The 16,935-nt window shown below is 67.9% G+C and carries 5 protein-coding genes; all 5 read right to left on the bottom strand.

Annotated features, from left to right (window positions below; genetic code table 11):
* Positions 1 to 19: 19 nt before the first annotated feature.
* The 5 genes from BLQ73_RS00680 to BLQ73_RS00660 all read right to left on the bottom strand — a co-directional run bounded on the left by BLQ73_RS00680 (position 20) and on the right by BLQ73_RS00660 (position 16,494).
* Positions 20 to 1,231 (bottom strand): McrC family protein, encoded by a 1,212-nt coding sequence (locus BLQ73_RS00680; protein WP_093167144.1) that lies wholly within the window; start codon positions 1,229 to 1,231, stop codon positions 20 to 22.
* Positions 1,228 to 3,081, bottom strand: coding sequence for a DUF4357 domain-containing protein (locus BLQ73_RS00675; RefSeq protein ID WP_093167143.1), 1,854 nt, complete (start codon positions 3,079 to 3,081; stop codon positions 1,228 to 1,230). The genes BLQ73_RS00680 and BLQ73_RS00675 overlap by 4 nt, the downstream gene beginning before the upstream one ends.
* Positions 3,081 to 7,235, bottom strand: coding sequence for an Eco57I restriction-modification methylase domain-containing protein (locus BLQ73_RS00670; protein WP_093167141.1), 4,155 nt, complete (start codon positions 7,233 to 7,235; stop codon positions 3,081 to 3,083). The genes BLQ73_RS00675 and BLQ73_RS00670 overlap by 1 nt, the downstream gene beginning before the upstream one ends.
* A complete protein-coding gene (locus BLQ73_RS00665) occupies positions 7,235 to 10,168 on the bottom strand; it encodes a DEAD/DEAH box helicase (protein WP_093167139.1) in 2,934 nt (977 codons plus the stop codon). The genes BLQ73_RS00670 and BLQ73_RS00665 overlap by 1 nt, the downstream gene beginning before the upstream one ends.
* A 95-nt stretch (positions 10,169 to 10,263) precedes the next feature.
* The gene (locus tag BLQ73_RS00660) at positions 10,264 to 16,494 is read right to left on the bottom strand and encodes a protein kinase domain-containing protein (protein ID WP_093167499.1); all 6,231 of its coding nucleotides are present in this window, start codon (positions 16,492 to 16,494) and stop codon (positions 10,264 to 10,266) included.
* Between the last annotated feature and the right edge of the window lie 441 nt (positions 16,495 to 16,935).

Raw genomic sequence — 16,935 nt, 5'->3', positions numbered from 1 at the left:
TTGGTGGGAGGGAAACGGATCATACCGCCGGAGTCGCGGCGAGCCGCCGGGCGAGAACACGCACGTCGGCGAGCAATCCTGCTGGAGGCTGGTCGAGTTCGAGCGCGTGCCGGTGGATCGCGATGGGGGAGTGCCGCACCTGGTGTACGGCATGGGCCGCGTTCCCCTTGGCGTACACGAGATGGCCCTCCCGCAGGTTGAGCGCCGTACAGTAGGCGAGCATCTGATAGAGGTCGGCGTCGGGAACCCCCTCGCGCTTCTCGGCTTTGTACTTCGCGTCGGCCACGGCGAGCGGTGTGCCGTCGTCGGCATACATCACGAGATCGGGGATCACGCGGATCGCGTCGTGTTCGTCGAGGTGGTGAGCGGCCTGCAAGGCCACGCGGCGGCTCCCGCCGAGTGCTTCGCGCAGGGCGGCGGTGACGAAGTCCTCGAAGACCTTGGCCATGTCGAACAGGAACCCGCTCACAGCCACATCCCCGGCCCGATGCTCGACGGACGCCCCTCGAAGCACCAGCTCGGCCACGCGCAGAGCCGTGTGGTAGCGCGCGTTGAGCCTGTTCGGCCGCCATACCGGCGGTTCATGTCCACGGCCTATCGGCGTGACGTCCGCCAGTCGCACCCGCAGTCGAAGCAGCCTGCCGCGCACGTCGTGGGGGATGCCGGAAGGCAGTCGGCAGAGCCGTTCGCACGCCGTACGCAGCAGCCTGTTCTCGGCGATGTCGGTGGTGTAGTCGTCGTGGACGACCTCCACGGGGACGAGTCCGCCCCGGTGCCTGCGGACCTGGTCGGCCTCCCGGATCCGGCCTCGCACCACCAAGGAGGTCTCCTCGGTGGTGCGGTAGCCCTGGACCAGCCCCTGGCGCAGCGCGCGGTGAGCCTGCCGTTCGAAGAGCCGGGCGAAGGCGGGCAGCAGTTCCGACTCCTCATCGAGCCGCACATCCTCGTCCCGCCACCCTTTGGCGTTGAGCCCGTAGCCGAGGAGGAACAGGAGCCGCGCGATCGGCAGCTTGGGCGTGATCCGCACGGTGACCGTCGCGCCGCCCGGCACGCCGACCGCCGCCGCACCGACTCTGCCCCCGGCCTTCACGCGCCACCGCCCCGCGAGAAACGGGTCGGGTGCCGCCTCGACGATCCGGGAGGCCGCGAGGGCTCGGCCGGTGGCGTCGTCGAGCGGGACCGTGATGGCCGCGCCGTGCTCGGCGAGCTCGACGACTGTGCCGCCCGTCATGGCCGGCCGGACGCGCCGGCCGACGCGTCGGCCGGCGGAGTCGCGGCGAGGGCGGCCCGCAGTGCGGGAAGGCCGTAGCGCCGCGCGACGTCCACGTCGTCCCCGTAGTGGTGCTCTTCGAGCAGGGGGAGGATCTTGGTGCGCCACGTGCGTTCGAGTCCGCCGTCGCGGTAGACCCCCTTCTTCATCAGATACGAGGGGCCGACGCGGAAATCCGGGTCGCCGATGCGCGAGTTCAAAGCGTCGAGGAGCTCCGCGGGGTCGGCGTCGCGCCCTTGGCGGGTGAGCCATCGCCGGAGCAGTCCGCTGGTCGGCTCCGTCCGAGGCGACAGCTCCACGAACGCGAAACGGCGGCGCATCGCGGCGTCCACGAGCGCGATCGAGCGGTCGGCCGTGTTCATGGTGCCGATGACGAACAGGTTCGGCGGCAGCGCGAAGTCCTCGCCGGAGTATGTGAGGCGCACCGACCTGTTGCGGTATTCCAGCAGGAAGTACAGCTCGCCGAAGACCTTGGCCAGATTGGCGCGGTTGATCTCATCGATGATGAGGAAATAGGGGATGTGCCGGTTGCCTTCGCGAGAGGCGAGGTCGGCGAGCTCGCGTAGCGGTCCCGCCGTGAGTCGAAAGGCGACCTCCCTGGTCTCTGGCGCCTCTTGAGGACGGAATCCCTCGAAGAAATCCTCATAGGCGTAAGAAGGGTGAAACTGGACGAGTTTCACCTGTTCGGGGCCGCCGCCGAGAAACTCGGCCAGCTTCAGCGCGAGATACGTCTTGCCGGTGCCCGGCGGGCCGTACAGCACGAGCTGGCGCTCGTCCCACAGCAGGTCGCGCACCTCGCGCAGCCACTCCACGTCGTGCACCAGAAGCTCGTCCGCGAGCTCCTGCGTCGGCTCCGGCAGCTCCAACTCGCGGCGCGCCACGAGCGCCGCCATCTCCGCACTCGCCGCGTCTCCGGCCCCCTCCGCCTCGTCGGCCAACTCGTCGTCGCTGAGCCCGAGCCCCGCCACCAGTGCCTGAACCGAGGTGAGATCGACCACGTCATGCTGGACCGACAGCTTCTGCTGAAGCGCCTCTGGCAGATCGTCAAAGGCGTAGCCGATGCTCTGCCACTCCACCGGCCGCCGCAGGTTCGACCGCCCGTCCTGGGAGGCGACCTGCTCGGCCTCACCGGTGATCGTCCCGATGTGGAGCCGACCGCCGGAGATCGTGCACACCGTGTCACCCGGCTTCATCCGCGACAGGAAGGCGTGAAACTCCTCGATCAAATGCAGCCTCTGGCCATACGTCGCCGTCGCCTGGTAGTCCTCCTCCACGAAGCCGCGCAGCCGGTCCTTGGACATGCCCTGCCGCGCCCCCTCACGCAGGCGGCCCGCGGCCACACTCACCCGCCCCTCGGGAAGCCACAAGCCCTGGACCAGGTCAAGCCCCGACACATTCGACCCGCGGACCAGCCACGTGCGGTTGGGCCCCGACCACACCTGTGCCACGAAGTCGGCGAGCGGCCTCCCGTCGTCCGTCTTCCACTCCAGCCACCCGTTCGAACTGCGGCCGATCAGCATCCCGGCGGCGGCGGACGGAGAATTGCAGACGACGTTTCGGGCCGTCTCCAAATAGCCCGGCCACGTCGTGGACTCCACAATCGAGCCGTCCGCGATCAGCTGCTCCCGCAGCGCGAATGAAGACGGCATCCGCGCCGGAAACGACGGAACGCCCTCCGGCCGGACCGGCGACCCGCCCCTCACCAGGAACTTCTGGCTGCCGTTCCTCCCCTTCTCCTCCAGCAGCCGCCCACGCCCGGCAGGTCCCCCATGCGGCAGGCGGATCCAGAACTCGGGATAGACCTCGGCCACTAGACACCCTCGCCTTCCAGCGGGCTTCCCGGTACGGCCGGAGCCGGGTCATGCCGGGGGCCGCGGCCCGGCGGCGGGTTGAGCGTGGAGACGAAGCTCTCCCCGTCGGTGAGCGGGACCGCCAGGCCCACCCCGGCCGGCGACATCCGGTCGTACTCCGCAAGGACGAGGTCCTTGGTGCGGTAGGTGCCGTATTTGGCGATCTCATTGTTCTTGAGGCCGCCGCTCTCGGTCTGGAAGGTCTCCAGGATGTAATCCGTGTCGTCGCGGGAGATGCCGTAGAGGTGGAAGAAGTAGGCGTCCAGCTCGGCGCGGATCTGGGCCCGGCGCTCCTCGTCCCACCGGAAGGGCTGGGCCTCGGCGGGGTCGCCCAGGTCACGCGCGAGTGGGGCCATGTCGTAGGCGGTGTAGACGAGTTCGAGGACACGGGGGGTGATAAAGGAGGTGTGGGGGTCCAGCATGTCGGGAGTGGGGACTGGGAGTTGTTTCCAGACGAACAGCGCCATGCTTATACCGCCAACCTTCTGGCGACTCAGATAGTCAAAAACCAAGGAACTCTGTGTGGCGATTAGGGCAGAGGTGAGGGCTGGTGCTACCCGTGGAAACATCAGTGGGAACTTCTCTACCACGGCGGCACGTGGAATGAATGCTGGAAGGGCTGTGCGCTCATCGGTGGTGCGGCAGACATCACGCCAACCGCAAAGCCATCCTCGGTTCCAGTTCAGCTTTTTAAGGCGCTCGGCAACGCCGGGAACTTCTACCTCCTGTTTTTTCCTCTCGGTGCGAATAAATCCCTCTTCCTTAATCCAGTAGCGCGGCCCAGCTGTAGTTGCGGGGTTTTGTTTATCGGAAGGTGCCACGCGTCGGTATTCTTCATTTCCTGTGCCGCAGTAGGAGTTCCAGCGGTGGTCGAAGTGATGAGCCATCTTGCCATCGTAGAGCGGTAGCATCCGCTCCCTGTTGCGACTGAAGGAGTTCCCGTCAAGCTCCCAGCCGTCGGATTCGAGGTCATCCCGGGTTTGAAAGAGATCGGAATCGTCTGTCGTGTTGAATAGATTCTTAAAGTGGATTCCCCAGGGGTTCCCATCCGCTTCGGCTTCGTTCCAGAGAATCGGAACTCGGCGATGAATTGCGGCGGTGAGGTCAGCATCGCGGCGGGTGCGAAAGATGGGTAGTGTGCCGGTATTTGGATTTATGAGGGAAATATCTTTCGGGTTGAGTGTAAAGAGACGCTCGCTGTCGTCGAGGTCGATTGTGTCCTCAAGGAAGAACGCGAACCTAGCTGTCGGTTCACGTAGTGCCCGCCCTGTCATGGACAGCAGGCAGAACTTGTATCGAGAGTCCACTCCAACGAAAAGCGGCTTGCGGTTCTCGAAATCATAAAAAAAGGAAATAGCGCCACGTCGGCTCAGGTCGCTGAAAAGATTCTGTGCTCCTGCTCCTGTGGCGATGGAAGTTTGGACGATGCATCCAAAACGGCCCTTGTGGGCGACGATCTCGGAGAAGCGTTCTGTGAAAAGGTGATCGACGAATAGGGAGTTGACTCCCTTGGCGCTAAGACCCTCTTGGCAACGAGGAAAAGACCCGGACTTGCCGGCGAAGTGGAAGGTGGCTTTCACCTTGCGGCGTTCGGCGTGATACCACTGACCCGCGTCTGGATTCTCCTCGACCCATTCGGCGATTCGCGTGCGCCGTGCCGTACCGGCTATCGCGGCGATGCGAGGCTCGACCACGCTGAAATACTTCTTGTCCTCGAAGTCGACCTTGTCCCACGGCGGGTTGCCGAGGACGCAGGAGAAGCCGCCGGCCCAACCCGTGGCGGGGTCGATGTCGGCGCCGCCGGCGTCGCCGTCGGGCACGGTGAAGACGTCGGGGAAGGCCAGGTGCCAGTGGAAGAAGCGGAACTGTTCGCGGAGCCGTACGATCTCGTCGTGGGTGGCCTGTGAGGCGCCGCTGCCTTCGGGGTTCTGGAGGGCGCGGAAGACGTCGTGGGTGATCGCGGGCGGGGCGTCCTTGGTCTTGTGCCACATGAAGGCCGCGCACCAGGCGTCCGCCGCGTGGAGGGCGTGGAGGTAGGCGGCGGAGGTCTCCCAGGTGCGGTAGGCCGAGGCTTGGCGGTGGACGTCGCCGAGGGTGTCGGCGGGGGCGGCTGTGATGCGGCGCAGGTCGGCGGCGAAGGCGGTGTTGGCCACCTTCGTCCCCTCGTCCAGGTCGAACAGCCCGCCTTGTCCGGCGAGTTCCTGGTTGTTCTGCTTCTCAAGGAACGTCGCGTACTTCGGGTCGTCGCCTTCGACGGGCTTGAACGCCTTGTTGGGGATGCCTTCCCGGAGCAGTGCCGGTGTCGCGCCGATCAGCCCGTTGCCGTGTTTGATGTGGGCGTCGAGGAAACCGAGGGGTTTTCCGGGCTCCAAGGCTTCGAGCCACAGGGAGACCTTGGCGAGTTCGACGGCCATGGGGTTGAGGTCGACGCCGTACACGCAGCGGGCGACGACCTCGTGCAGGGCGTGGCGGACCGCGCCGAGGGTGGGCTCGGGGTTGCTTTCGCGCACGGCGGCGACCCGCTTGGCGATCCGGCGGGCGGCGGCGACGAGGAAGTGGCCGGAGCCGCAGGCCGGGTCGCAGACGGTGAGGGCCAGCAGCTCGGAGACGACTGTGTCCGTCGCGTCGGGCTGCCCGGCCGCCGTCGCCTTCTGCTCGCCGCGTTTCTGCGCGTCGTCGATGACGGGGTCGAGGGTGGAGTCGAGCAGGGTCTCGATCAGGGAGCTCGGCGTGTAGTAGGAGCCGGTCTTCTTGCGGTCGTTGCCGAGGCGGTTGACGAGTTCGAAGGTGCTGTCGACGGCGCTGTGCTTGGGCACGAGTTCGAGGAGCGACTCGTAGACGGAGCCGAGTTCCTCCGAGCCCATGTTGCGGTAGTCCACCTGCCGCCAGCGACCGGAGTCGTGGTCGCGGACCCGGGAGAGGTGGCGTACCGCGTCCAGCAGGTAGGCGTTCGAGAGGGACAGGCCGTGCAGGGGCGCGTCGGCGGCGGTGTCGTCGAAGAGGCCGCCGAGTCCCGGCAGCCCCAGTTCCGGCCTCCCGCGCTCGTCTCCGAGCGCGTCGAGGACGATGTGCAGGGCCTGGTACAGGTCGGTGTGGGCGGTGCCTTGGCGGCGGGCGGCCTGGCCGCGCAGTCGAGCGGAGGAGAAGTATTCGGCGTAGCGCCTGCGGGTCTTCTCATCCGTGGCGGGCGGGTGGAGCGCGTCGCGGTCTTCGGTGACGAAAAGGAAGATCAGCCGGTATACGAGACGCAGGAGGGCGGCGTGGAAGGCGTGGACGTCGAGGTTTCTGCGCAGCTCGGCGTTGGCGGGATGCTTGAGGAATCCGGTGCCGAGCCTGGTGATCGCCTTCTGCACACCGTCGCGGTGGCTCTCCAAGGCCCTCGTGCCGGACGCGATGGCGTCGGTGCGCCATTTCTCCAGCCAGCACGACGACGGCGGCGCACCCTCGGCCACGTCGAAGCGGGAGACGTGAAGCAGCCGATACAGCAGGACGAAGTCACTGAAAAGCTCCCCGTCGAAGATGGCCTCCAGGTCGAACTCGACGTAGGAGGCGGTGGCCAGCGCGCTGGAGTCCCGCAGCAGCCGGAGCCTGCGGCCGTTGGTGAGGACGCCCCACAGGTGCGCCTCGGTGCGGTTGAGGCATTCCTGGACGAGCGACTGCGGGGGTACGGCACCGCCCGAGCGCCTGTCGAGTGCCGCGTTCCAGGCGGTCAGGTGCAGGGGGACGTGATTCCAGCGGTGGCTCACCGGGAAGGTCTTGCCTCCGCCGTCGGCCGCGATGCCGGTCGCTCCGATGGCCGTGAGGCGGCCGAAGCCGAGCTCACCGAAGAGCGGTTCGAGCCACTGCGTGACGGCGAGTCCCGTGGGGTCGGCGGGGGTCTCGGCCTCCGGGACGGCCGGCAGACTGCGGCGCAGCTCGCGCCAGATGGACTTCAGGTAGTCCCAGTGGCGTTCGGCCTCGTCACGCACGGAACGCGGCCCGATGACGCGGTAGTCGGCGGGTTTGGCCCCGTGGACGTCCTTGCCTTCGGAGATGCGGATCAGCATGTCGGCGGGGATGAGGCCGCCGACGGTGTGGACGGCGGAGAAGACCTGGGCGCGGGCGGGGGCGGACATCAGAGGGTTCCTCCGGCGGCGAGGGGGGTGGCGGAGCCGGACACCGGCAGGTAGATGTAGACGCCGAGGATGTCGGCGGGTTTCTGCACGGTGACGTTCACACCGCGGACGATCTCGCCGGAGGCGCTGCGGACCCGGCGGTGGGAGGCGAGCAGCTCGGCCGCCAGCTCTTCGCCGTAGGCCTCAAGGTGCGGGGCGGTGCCGTACAGGCCGTCGAGCACACGGTCCATCGTGCGCTCGCCGAAGTCGGGGTCGGTGTTCTCGTCGGCCTTCACATCGAGCAGCTTCGCGGCCTCCTCGGCCGGCAGCCATACGGCGCTCGCGGGGGAGCCTTCGAAGGCGGTCAGGCGGGCGTCCTCGGCGATGAGCTGCCGTTCGCCCGAACGCGAGGGAAGGGTGAGGTGGAAGCGGTAGCGGACCAGGAGCAGCGTGGTGCGGCGTTCGACGGATCTCGTACGGACGACCCCGCAACGCCGGGCCGGGCGGGGGCCGGGAGCCCGGAGGTCAAGCGCGGTGTTGAGCACATAACCGGCGAGAGCGGCGACCACCGGATCGGTGCGCACCAACGCGGCTTCGCCGCGTGCCACCGCCGCCGTCCTACGGAACGGGACGGGGCGGCCCAGCTCCACGGTGTCGCCGCCGAGGACCGGAGCGAGGGCGTCGCGCAGGCCCACGGGTCCGCCGCTCACCTCGGCGCTGAAGTCACCCAGTCCATCAGGCTCCTCACGCAGGACTCCGCCCAGCGCGCCGAGGGCGTGGCGGACGAAGTCGCGGATCTCGGCCGCCCCGCCGAGGGCGTCGCGTACGGCCGCGACCTCGGGCTCCACCTCCTCCGGACGGACGGTGTTCTGCGCGAACAGGGACCGCGACTGCTTCTCCCGGTCGGCGGTGGAGTTCCACTCCGCCTCAAGCTCGGCGGCCTTGGCGTTGAGCCCTTCGATCTCCTCGACGCCGAAGAGGGTCTCCTGGTCGCCTCGGCTGCCGCGCATGAGCAGCCATTCGACGATCGCGTCGGTCACCCCGGAGGAGGAGGCGTCGGGAACGGAGACGGAGATGCCGAGGTCCCTGCGGATCTGGCGGTGCTTTTTGATGAGGACGTCGAGCACCTTGCCGTCGATGCCGTTGTCGCTGCCGTACAGGGTGATCACGCGGACGGCGTCCTTCTTCTGGCCGTAGCGGTCGACGCGGCCCTCGCGCTGATCGTGGCGCGTCGGGTTCCACGCCAGGTCGTAGTGGACGACGGCGTCGAAGTGGTGTTGCAGGTTGACGCCTTCGGAGAGGCAGTCGGTGGCGATGAGGACGCGGCGGGCCGCGGTGTCCTCGCCCGCCTCGGCGGCGAGCTCCTCGATGCGCTGGAGCCGCTGCTGCGGGGAGAGCGTGCCGGTGACGGCACGGACGACGGTGTTCTTGCCGAGTTTGCCGTCCACGTGCTCGGCGACGTATTCGGCGGTCGGGATGTAGCGGCAGAACACGATCGGGTGGTAGCCGTCCTTGACCAGGGCCTTCACGTGCTTGATGAGAGCGGCCAGTTTCAGGTCCCCGGCCGGGCCTTCCAGCATGGCGGCCCGGTCGGCGAGTTCGGCGAGCCGCCCGCCGGCGTCGCCGGTCTCCGCGCCGGGAGCGACGTCCAAGCCCTCCAAGGTGTCGCTGTCGGAGGAATCGCCGGTCAGGGGAGCGCCGAGCCTGTCGGCCTCCTCGGCGGTGGCCGCCGTCGCGGTCGCCGACCGGGTGCGCAGCGTCTGGGCGGCGGCACGCGGCGAGGAGACCAGAGAACGCAGCAGCGCGATCGCCGACCACCACGCGATCCGGCTCTCACGCCTGCCGTGCTCCCCCGCGGCGCTGACCCGCTCGCTCGCATAAGCGATGGCGTCGTCGAGCAGCGCGCGGTAGGCGGGGGAGAGCTTGTACGTCTCGTCCTTGAAGTGCCGGTCCTCGGGGAACTCGGTCTCCTCATCAAGGTATTTGCGGATGTCGGCGCGGCGCCGCTGCACGAAATGCCGGGCGAGCAAGGTGCGCCCGGCTCTGCCGTTCGTGTCGATCGTGGCGAACTCCGGCTTCAGTAGGCCGAGGAGGTTGCGGAAGGCCGCCGTCTTGCCGCTGTGCGGGGTCGCGGTCACCAGGAGTAGATGGCGGTCCTCGTCGGCGGCGATGCGTTGAAGCAGCTCGTAGCGCAGTTGGTTCTGCGCTGAGCTGTTCTGTGCTGAGCTGTTCTGCGTCGAGCTGCCTTCGTCGGCCGCGACGCAGGTGTGGGCCTCGTCGACGATGACCAGGTCGGGGCAGTGCCGTACGAAGTCATCGCGGTGGCGGGTGGACTTGATGAAATCTGTGGAGACCACCACGTGAGGGTGCTTGTCGAAGAGGGACTGGCCGAGGTCCAACCCTCGTTCGAGTTTCGAGACCGTGGAAGCGAGCACCAACTCGGCGTCTATGCCGAACTTGGTGCGCAGCTCCTCCTGCCACTGCTCGGCGAGCGCGGGGGAGCAGAGTACGGCGACGCCCGTAGCGCTGCCCTGGGCGAGCAGCTCACTGGCGATGAGACCCGCTTCGACGGTCTTGCCGATGCCGACGTCGTCGGAGATCAGCAGGCGCACGGTCCGGTGACGCAGCGCCATCATGAGCGGGACGAGCTGGTAGGCGCGGGGTTCGACGGCGATGCCGGCGAGTGAGCGGAACGGTCCCGCGCCGGAGCGGAAACCGATGCGCAGGGCCGAACGGAGCAGGCCGGCCGCGTGGGCGTCGCCGAGGTCGGCCGCTGAAGGGGGCGCGAACTCGGCGCTCTCGACCGTTTCGAAGGCGGGGAAGACCGCGGCGATGTCGTCGTCGGCTCCGCCGAGGGGACGCAGGACGAGCATGTCGGGGGCGCTGTCGGGCAGCACCACCCAGTCGCGGCCACGTGCCGAGACCAGGGACCCTGGAGTGTAGGCGGTCGTCATCGGGGGTGTCCTCGTGTCGTGGTCGATGGTGTCGTCTCTGCGGATACTGCGATTCAGATACTGCGATTCAGATACTGCGATTCAGATACTGCGATTCAGATGCCCGCACCTGATCCGAAATACCGCTGGAAGCGCGTGGCTACGGCGGACCAATCGGCGTCGTGGGGGAAGCGCACCACGTCCCAGCCCATGTCGAACAGCCGCTCCTCGGCGTCGCGGTCACGCATGGCCACCACGGCGTGGTCGTGGACCGGGCCGTCGACGAAGACCGCCACGTTGACTCCGGGCAGCCGGTAGACGAAGTCGGGCCGGGCGAGCGCCTCGGTGACGAAGGTCTGCGCCTCGTCGGGCAGGCGCAGACCGCGCTCCTTGAGCCAGGTGACGAGCCTGCCTTCCAGCAACGTGTCCGACTGCTCGGTCAAACGCGTCATCTGCTCCGAGCGGGATTCGCCCCGCCCGGTCGTCTGGGTCTTCGAGCCTGCGATCCGAAGCAGCAGGTCGCGTACCGAGTGGCGGTCGACGAAGGCGTGGTTGAGCTGGTTGCCGTAGGTGAGCAGACACTCGTAGCAGCCCAGGGCGCACGGGCGATCGGGATGCGGGCCGCCGAGGTCCGCACCGTCGGCGTCGAAGTGGCAGATGGCCAGCGCCTCGGCCGCGGCACGGGCGAACGCGTCCGGTTCGGACTGCATGAGCCGCAGCACACCGGCGCCTCCCTCCGCGGCCTCGGTGAACAGCATCCGGTCGCGGGGCCCGTCCTCCGGCGGCAGCAGTTCGCCGCTCAACTCAGAGTCCTCCAGTTCGAAGGCGGCCTCGATGCCGCGTTCCAGCGCGTACATCAGCGACAAGGCGGTCGGCTCCGGCAGCGGCTCGTTCAGCTTGACCACCAGAATGTTGCGGCGGTCCTCGACGTACGGAATGACACGCTTCTTGTGGCGCCTCTCATTGCCGTCGGCGTCGACCACCGGCATCTCGCTCGAATCCCCTGACGCCTCGCCGGCCTCCCGCTCGTTCATCCAGCGCCCGTCGGCGGGATCGAGCCAGAACCCGTCGGGTTCGTCTGGCTTGGCGCGCACCCGCCCGGCATTGGTGATGCGGACGGTCGCCGAATCGCCGTAGGAGAGGGTGGCCAGTGCGCCCGTGCCGTCGGAGACGAGGGCGTCCTGGCGGCCGGGCCGCGTGCCGTGGTCGTGGAAGCGGTAGGAGGTCACCAGACGGAAACCCGCCCGGCGGCGCTCCTCCTCGTCGGAGGAGATCCGTTCGCGGCGCATGGTGTAGACGGTGTGCAGCTGGAGGAGTCCGTAGGTCGTGTCCAGCAACGGCTCGTCGCACATCTCGCAGCGGTCGGCGCGGTCGCGGGTGTCGTGGTGGTAGCCGCAGGCGGTGCATCTGCGGGCGTCGGTGGTGACGACGTCACCCGCTCCGTCGGGGGGTAGTTGGATGCGTGTGACCTGGTAGCGGGCACCCTCGTGATAGATGAGGGCGCCGGGTCCGAACTCGCGGATGGCCAGGAAGCGCGGACGCTGGAGGTAGTCGCCGTCGCCGGACCGTCGGCCCGACATCGGGATGTAGGCGGCGAGCGGCAGCCGCGGGAAGGAGTAACCGGGGAGGAATCCCTCGCTGGCGAGGTAGCGGTAGGGGTTGAAGTCGGAGAGGACCGACTTGCTGTCCACACTCTCGTTTTTGAGGAGGTTGAGCTGGGTTTCGGCCTCTTTGCGGCGACCGGCGGCGATCCTGCGGTCGCGTTCCGAGAGCGTGTGGTCGAGGACACGGCGGTTCTGCTCGGCCTGGTCGACAAGCGCGGCCCTGAACAGACCGCGCCAGCGGTCGAAGGCCCGGTCGAAACGCTCAGGAGCCGTACGGACCTGGTCCTCGATCCATTGGTCGTCCCACCATGTGGTCGTCGCGAACGCGGCGAGCAGACCTTCGAAGACCTGGCGGGCGGCCGCTACGGCACGGACCTGCGCGCCGGCATTGCGCAGGGCGGCGGCGACGTCGTCTTGCAGGGCGAGAGGGGGGTCGGGACGCTGCGTGTCCTCCAGATAGCCGATGTCGATGACCTGAGGGAGGGTGCGGCCGAGTCTCAGTCCGGTCTCGGCGAGCCAGATGGCTTGGATATGGGACCGCACGAGGTCTTCATTGGCGAGGTCGAGACGGGGTGGCACGACGGCGCCCGTGACCATGCGTGCGGAACGGCGGAAGTAGTACTGGTCGTGGCTGTTGCCGGTGGCGCAGTACGTGGTGACCAGCGCGGGCTGCCCAGATCTTCCGGCACGTCCGCTGCGCTGCGCGTAGTTCGCGGGCGTGGGCGGGACGTTGCGCATCATGACGGCGTTGAGCTCGGAGATGTCGACGCCCAGTTCCATCGTGGGCGAGCAGTAGAGCAGCTTCAGCTCGGCCTTGCGGAAGGCCTCCTCGCGCTTTTCCCGCTCCTCGGGGGCGACCTGGGCCGTGTGCTCCCGCGCGGACAGACCGGCGAGAGTGCCCGCGGCGTTCCGGTAAAGGTCACGGAAGAACGTGTTGACCCGGGGACCGTCGCCGCTGGCGTAGGTGCGGGTGAGAGGGTCGTGAGTGCCGGTCTCACCTGTTCCGGCCCGCCAGATGAGAGAGGCCGCCGAGACGCGGTAGCCCGTCACCGACGGTCCTGCCGGGCCCCTGAACCTGCCCGCCCGCTGCGGCGCCGCCGTGATCTCTTTGACCAGACCGGCCTTGGCGAGGACCTTCAAGAGGTCAACGATGATCGATTGAGTGTCGTCGGGAGACAGATCGGCGTCGCCGAAGTGCACACGCCGGAGATACTTCCCGAACTTTCCGCGTCCGGAGAGGAACAGTCCCGAACGGTCGAGACCCGGTCGGGACGGCTGCGGATAAGCGGTGCCGACCTTGGGACGGTCGCCGGCGGACAGCACCCATGGGTCGATGAGGCGCTCCTCACTGGCGCGCTGAATAGTGTCGAAGTCCTCGCGGAAGTACTGCACGTCGATGGCGAGGGCCCGGCGCATCTCGTCGAGCAGCACACGCGTGATCTCCGCGCGCTGGCCCGGCGCGGCGTCACGCAGCGCCGCATGCGTGCCCGACCACCGGTCCGGCTGCTCGGCGAGCCACTCGAGGTCCTCGTAGTGGATCTCAAGCAGACCGGTCTGCTCCAGGTTCGGCATCGTGATGCGCCAGCCCCGTTCGAGATCGAGATAGAGGCGGAAGGCGATGACATCGCGCAGAGTCTTGGCCGCGTTGCGGGCCATGGAAGGAGGCAGGTCCGACGCGCCCGCGTAGTCGGCGAGCTCAAGGCCCAGGGCTTCGGCGACGCGGGAGGCGAGCTCCTCATGCGTGATGCCGCGGGCTCCCGCCGCCACCGCGGCCTGGTAGAGAGCGCCGCGCAACTGCGTGATCTGCACGAAGTCATTGAAGTGACCGGCCTGCAGGGAGGCGTCCTGCCGATTGTCGACGAAGGTCAGAAGCTTGCGCGCCTTCCTGTCGAGCGCTTCGGCGGGGGCGGCTTTGAGCGACCTGACGATCGACGCCGACACCAGGGAGGTCGCCGACGAGCGGCCCTCCTGGTCCAGGGTGGCGAGCTTGGCGAAATCGCGGCCCCTGGTCTGTTCATAACTCACACCGCAATGCAGGCAGAACAGGAAGGGGGAGGGGATGAAGGCGGCCTTGAGCTCACCCCGCCCTTCGACTCCGTAAGGGTCCACGGTGACGGCGCTCGGCAGTCTCGTCCGGAAGGACGCGCGCACGATCTCGTGCCCGCTGCCGTCGATCTCCAGCCATGACTCGGGGACGCGGCGGTCGGCCACCGCCTCCTCCGGTGTGCGTGGCCAGGGGCGGTCGGGGTCGACATAGAGATAGCCGTCCCCCGCTCGGCCACCGGTGGCCGCGGTGTCGCGACGGGGCTCATAAGCGATGGCGCCGTGCTTCTCCGTCCGCCACACCGTCATGTATTCCTGGCCGCACTCCCGGCAGAAGGCCAGCGGCAGGAGGATCTTGCCGTCCGAGCCGGGGTGGACCAGCTGGTAGTCGCGGGTCAGATGACGTTGCGCCTTGTCCTCCAGGGTGACGTAGACGGTGTCGCCCTTGGAGAGGAACTGATGCAGCCGGAAGGCGAACAGGGGACGCTCGGTGACGGGATGTCTGGCCTCGGAGCCCGCCTTGAGGGTGCTGCGGATCGAGTCGACGCATACGGTCTCGTCCACGCCGGTCAACGCGGCGAGTTCCGCCGCCGCCTCCTCGATCTTGGCGGGCTTCTGCCGTACGAGCCGCCCTGTCGGGTCGGTGGCGAGCCCGAAACGTGTCTCGATCCAGCGGGCCAGAGGGTCCTTCACCAGGTCGGCGTAGGCGCGTGGGGCGCCGGTGGTGCGAAGCCTGTCGGTCGGCACGGTGTCCGGAGACTCGTCGGTGGCGCGTACGAGCGTCTCGCCGATGACGTTGGAGGGGTGGACTTCGACCCCGAAAAGGGTGCCTGCGACATGGGAGACGACTGCGCGCCGGTCTTCAGAGGTGCCCTCGGTCGACATGGTCGCGGACGTGCCCACGCACTGCAGGCTCGTCGCCTGGCAGGCCTCACGCACCCGGCGGATCAGCAAGGCCACATCGGCGCCCTGTCGGCCGCGATAGGTGTGGAGCTCGTCGAAGACGAGGAACTCAAGGCCCTTGGCCATCTTGATGAGGGAGCGCCGGTCGTCGGGACGCGTAAGCATCAGTTCCAGCATCACGTAGTTGGTGAGCAGGATGTCCGGAGGATTGTCGCGGATCTGCCTGCGGCGCTCGTCGTTCTCCTGGCCGGTGTATCTCGCATAGGTGACCGGTTCGCGGCCGGGCCCGTAGCCGTCGCGGAGATACTTGTCGAGTTCCTTGAGTTGGCTGTTGGCGAGCGCGTTCATCGGATAGACGATGATCGCCCGGACCCGTTTGCGGGCTTTGGGCCCTTCGATCTCCCGATCCCTCAGCACCTTGTCGACGATGGGCACGATGTAGGAAAGCGACTTTCCCGAGCCTGTGCCGGTGGTGAGCACGTAGGACGCGCCCGACCGGGCCGTGTCGATCGCGTCGCGCTGGTGGCGGTGGAGCGTGAGAGGACGTCCGTCGCACACGGTGCCGCGTTCGGTCTTGCCGGCCTGGAAGATGCGCGCGCACTCCGGGTGAAGGACGCCCTCGGCCGTAAGCTCCAAAACGGTGCCGCCCGAGGCGAAGAACGGGTTGAGCGACACCCAGGGGTCCGGCCATTGGGACTTCGCGTTCAAATCGTCCTCGACGTACGCCGAGATGGCCTCGTCGCGGATGATCGTGCCGCCTTCGGTGAAGGCCCGGTAGTCGGCGATGAGCCGCCGGTGTACGTCGAAGACGTCCATGCCGACCCTGACCGGTCGTACCTGGGGCACCTGCGCGCGCGGACCGGTGTGCTCCGCGACCGACAGAGGACGGACAGGGTCGAACTCCTCCCACCCGGCGACCCTCTCCGCGCCGACCGCGAACGGAAGCAGCGCCGCGCGGACGGCGACGGCGTCCTCCGGCCGGTCGACGGGGTCCTTCGCGAGCATCCGCTCGACGAGCCTCGCCATGTCGCCCGGCACGTCGGAACGCAGCAGCCGGATGGGGGGCACCGCCTCGTGCAGGTGCTTTTGGCCCAGCTCGTGAGCGGACTCGCTGTGGAATGGCGGAACACCGGTGAGGAGTTCGTAGAGCACGCAGCCGAGGGCATACAGGTCGGCCGCCTGGGTCACCGTCGCGGCCAGGAACTGCTCGGGCGCACTGTAACGCGCGGTGCCGACCGAGACGCCGGTGCTCGTCACGCGGTCCCTCTCCGCATCATCCAGGATCCGCCCCAGCCCGAAGTCGAGGACCTTGACCACGCCTCCTCGCAGCACCATCGCATTGGCGGGCTTGAGATCTCGGTGAATGACCCCAGTGGCGTGGGCTGCGGCCAGGCCGTCCGCCATCTGTGCGCCGAGGGCCGCGGCCCAGGGAACGGGCGGACGCGGCTGTTCGGCCATGAGGTCGCTCAAGGTGCGGCCGTCGAGGAACTCCATCGCGAGATACGGCAGGCCGCCGTTCGCGGCATCCACACCCCCGGCGACGATGCGCGGAAGGTTGGGGTGCCGGAGCCGACGCATGATGCGCACCTCGCGCTCGAACCGCCGGACGGCCTTGGAAGACGCGTCCCATGGGCTGTTCGCGTGGGAGTGGCTGCGCAGAATCAACTTCACCGCCACCGTGCCGTCTGCGGCATCCTCATCCGCTTGAAGATCCTCGGCGCGGTGCACTTCCCCCATGTTGCCCCTGGCGATGGCACCCAGGAGTCGGAACCGATTCGCCACCAAGTCCAGGCTCACGAGCACTCCTCATTCTCCCCAGCCCGCGGAAGGCGTTTGAAGCCAACAGTGAGTGACAGGCTTCCCATAGTGCACGTGAGGAGAGCACTGCGCCTTCGAAAGAGTACACGGAGGTAGGTGTCTGCGACATAGATCTTACGTTGACGGTGTTAACAAGCTTCGTTGGTGTGGCCCCTTGCCCGTCGGTGAACGGCAGCACGTGGACCTCGCGGCGGTTGTTCAGCGGCGAGGATCAGGCCGTGTCAGTGGGCCGTATTGGTGGGCCGTGTCTGTGGCTCGTGTCTGTGGGCCGTGTCTGTGGGCCGTGTCTGTGGGCCGTGGGGTGGGCTGTTCGCCACGGCCGGCTCCGAGTACTGCCGGCCGCTCACCCTGAGCGAACTGGCTGCGAGGCCAAGGATGTGCGTGGTGGATGGCGTTCCACCGTGTCGCTCGTCAGGAATA

The sequence above is a fragment of the Sinosporangium album genome (assembly GCF_900100605.1).
Lineage (GTDB): Bacteria > Actinomycetota > Actinomycetes > Streptosporangiales > Streptosporangiaceae > Sinosporangium > Sinosporangium album.
This window is presented reverse-complemented; position numbering and strand designations above follow the sequence as displayed.

Coding starts and splice junctions, on each gene's coding strand:
- BLQ73_RS00670 (WP_093167141.1), bottom strand. CDS start 7,235: ATGTCCGCCCCCGCCCGCGCCCAGGTCTTCTCCGCCGTCCACACCGTC.
- BLQ73_RS00665 (WP_093167139.1), bottom strand. CDS start 10,168: ATGACGACCGCCTACACTCCAGGGTCCCTGGTCTCGGCACGTGGCCGC.
- BLQ73_RS00680 (WP_093167144.1), bottom strand. CDS start 1,231: ATGACGGGCGGCACAGTCGTCGAGCTCGCCGAGCACGGCGCGGCCATC.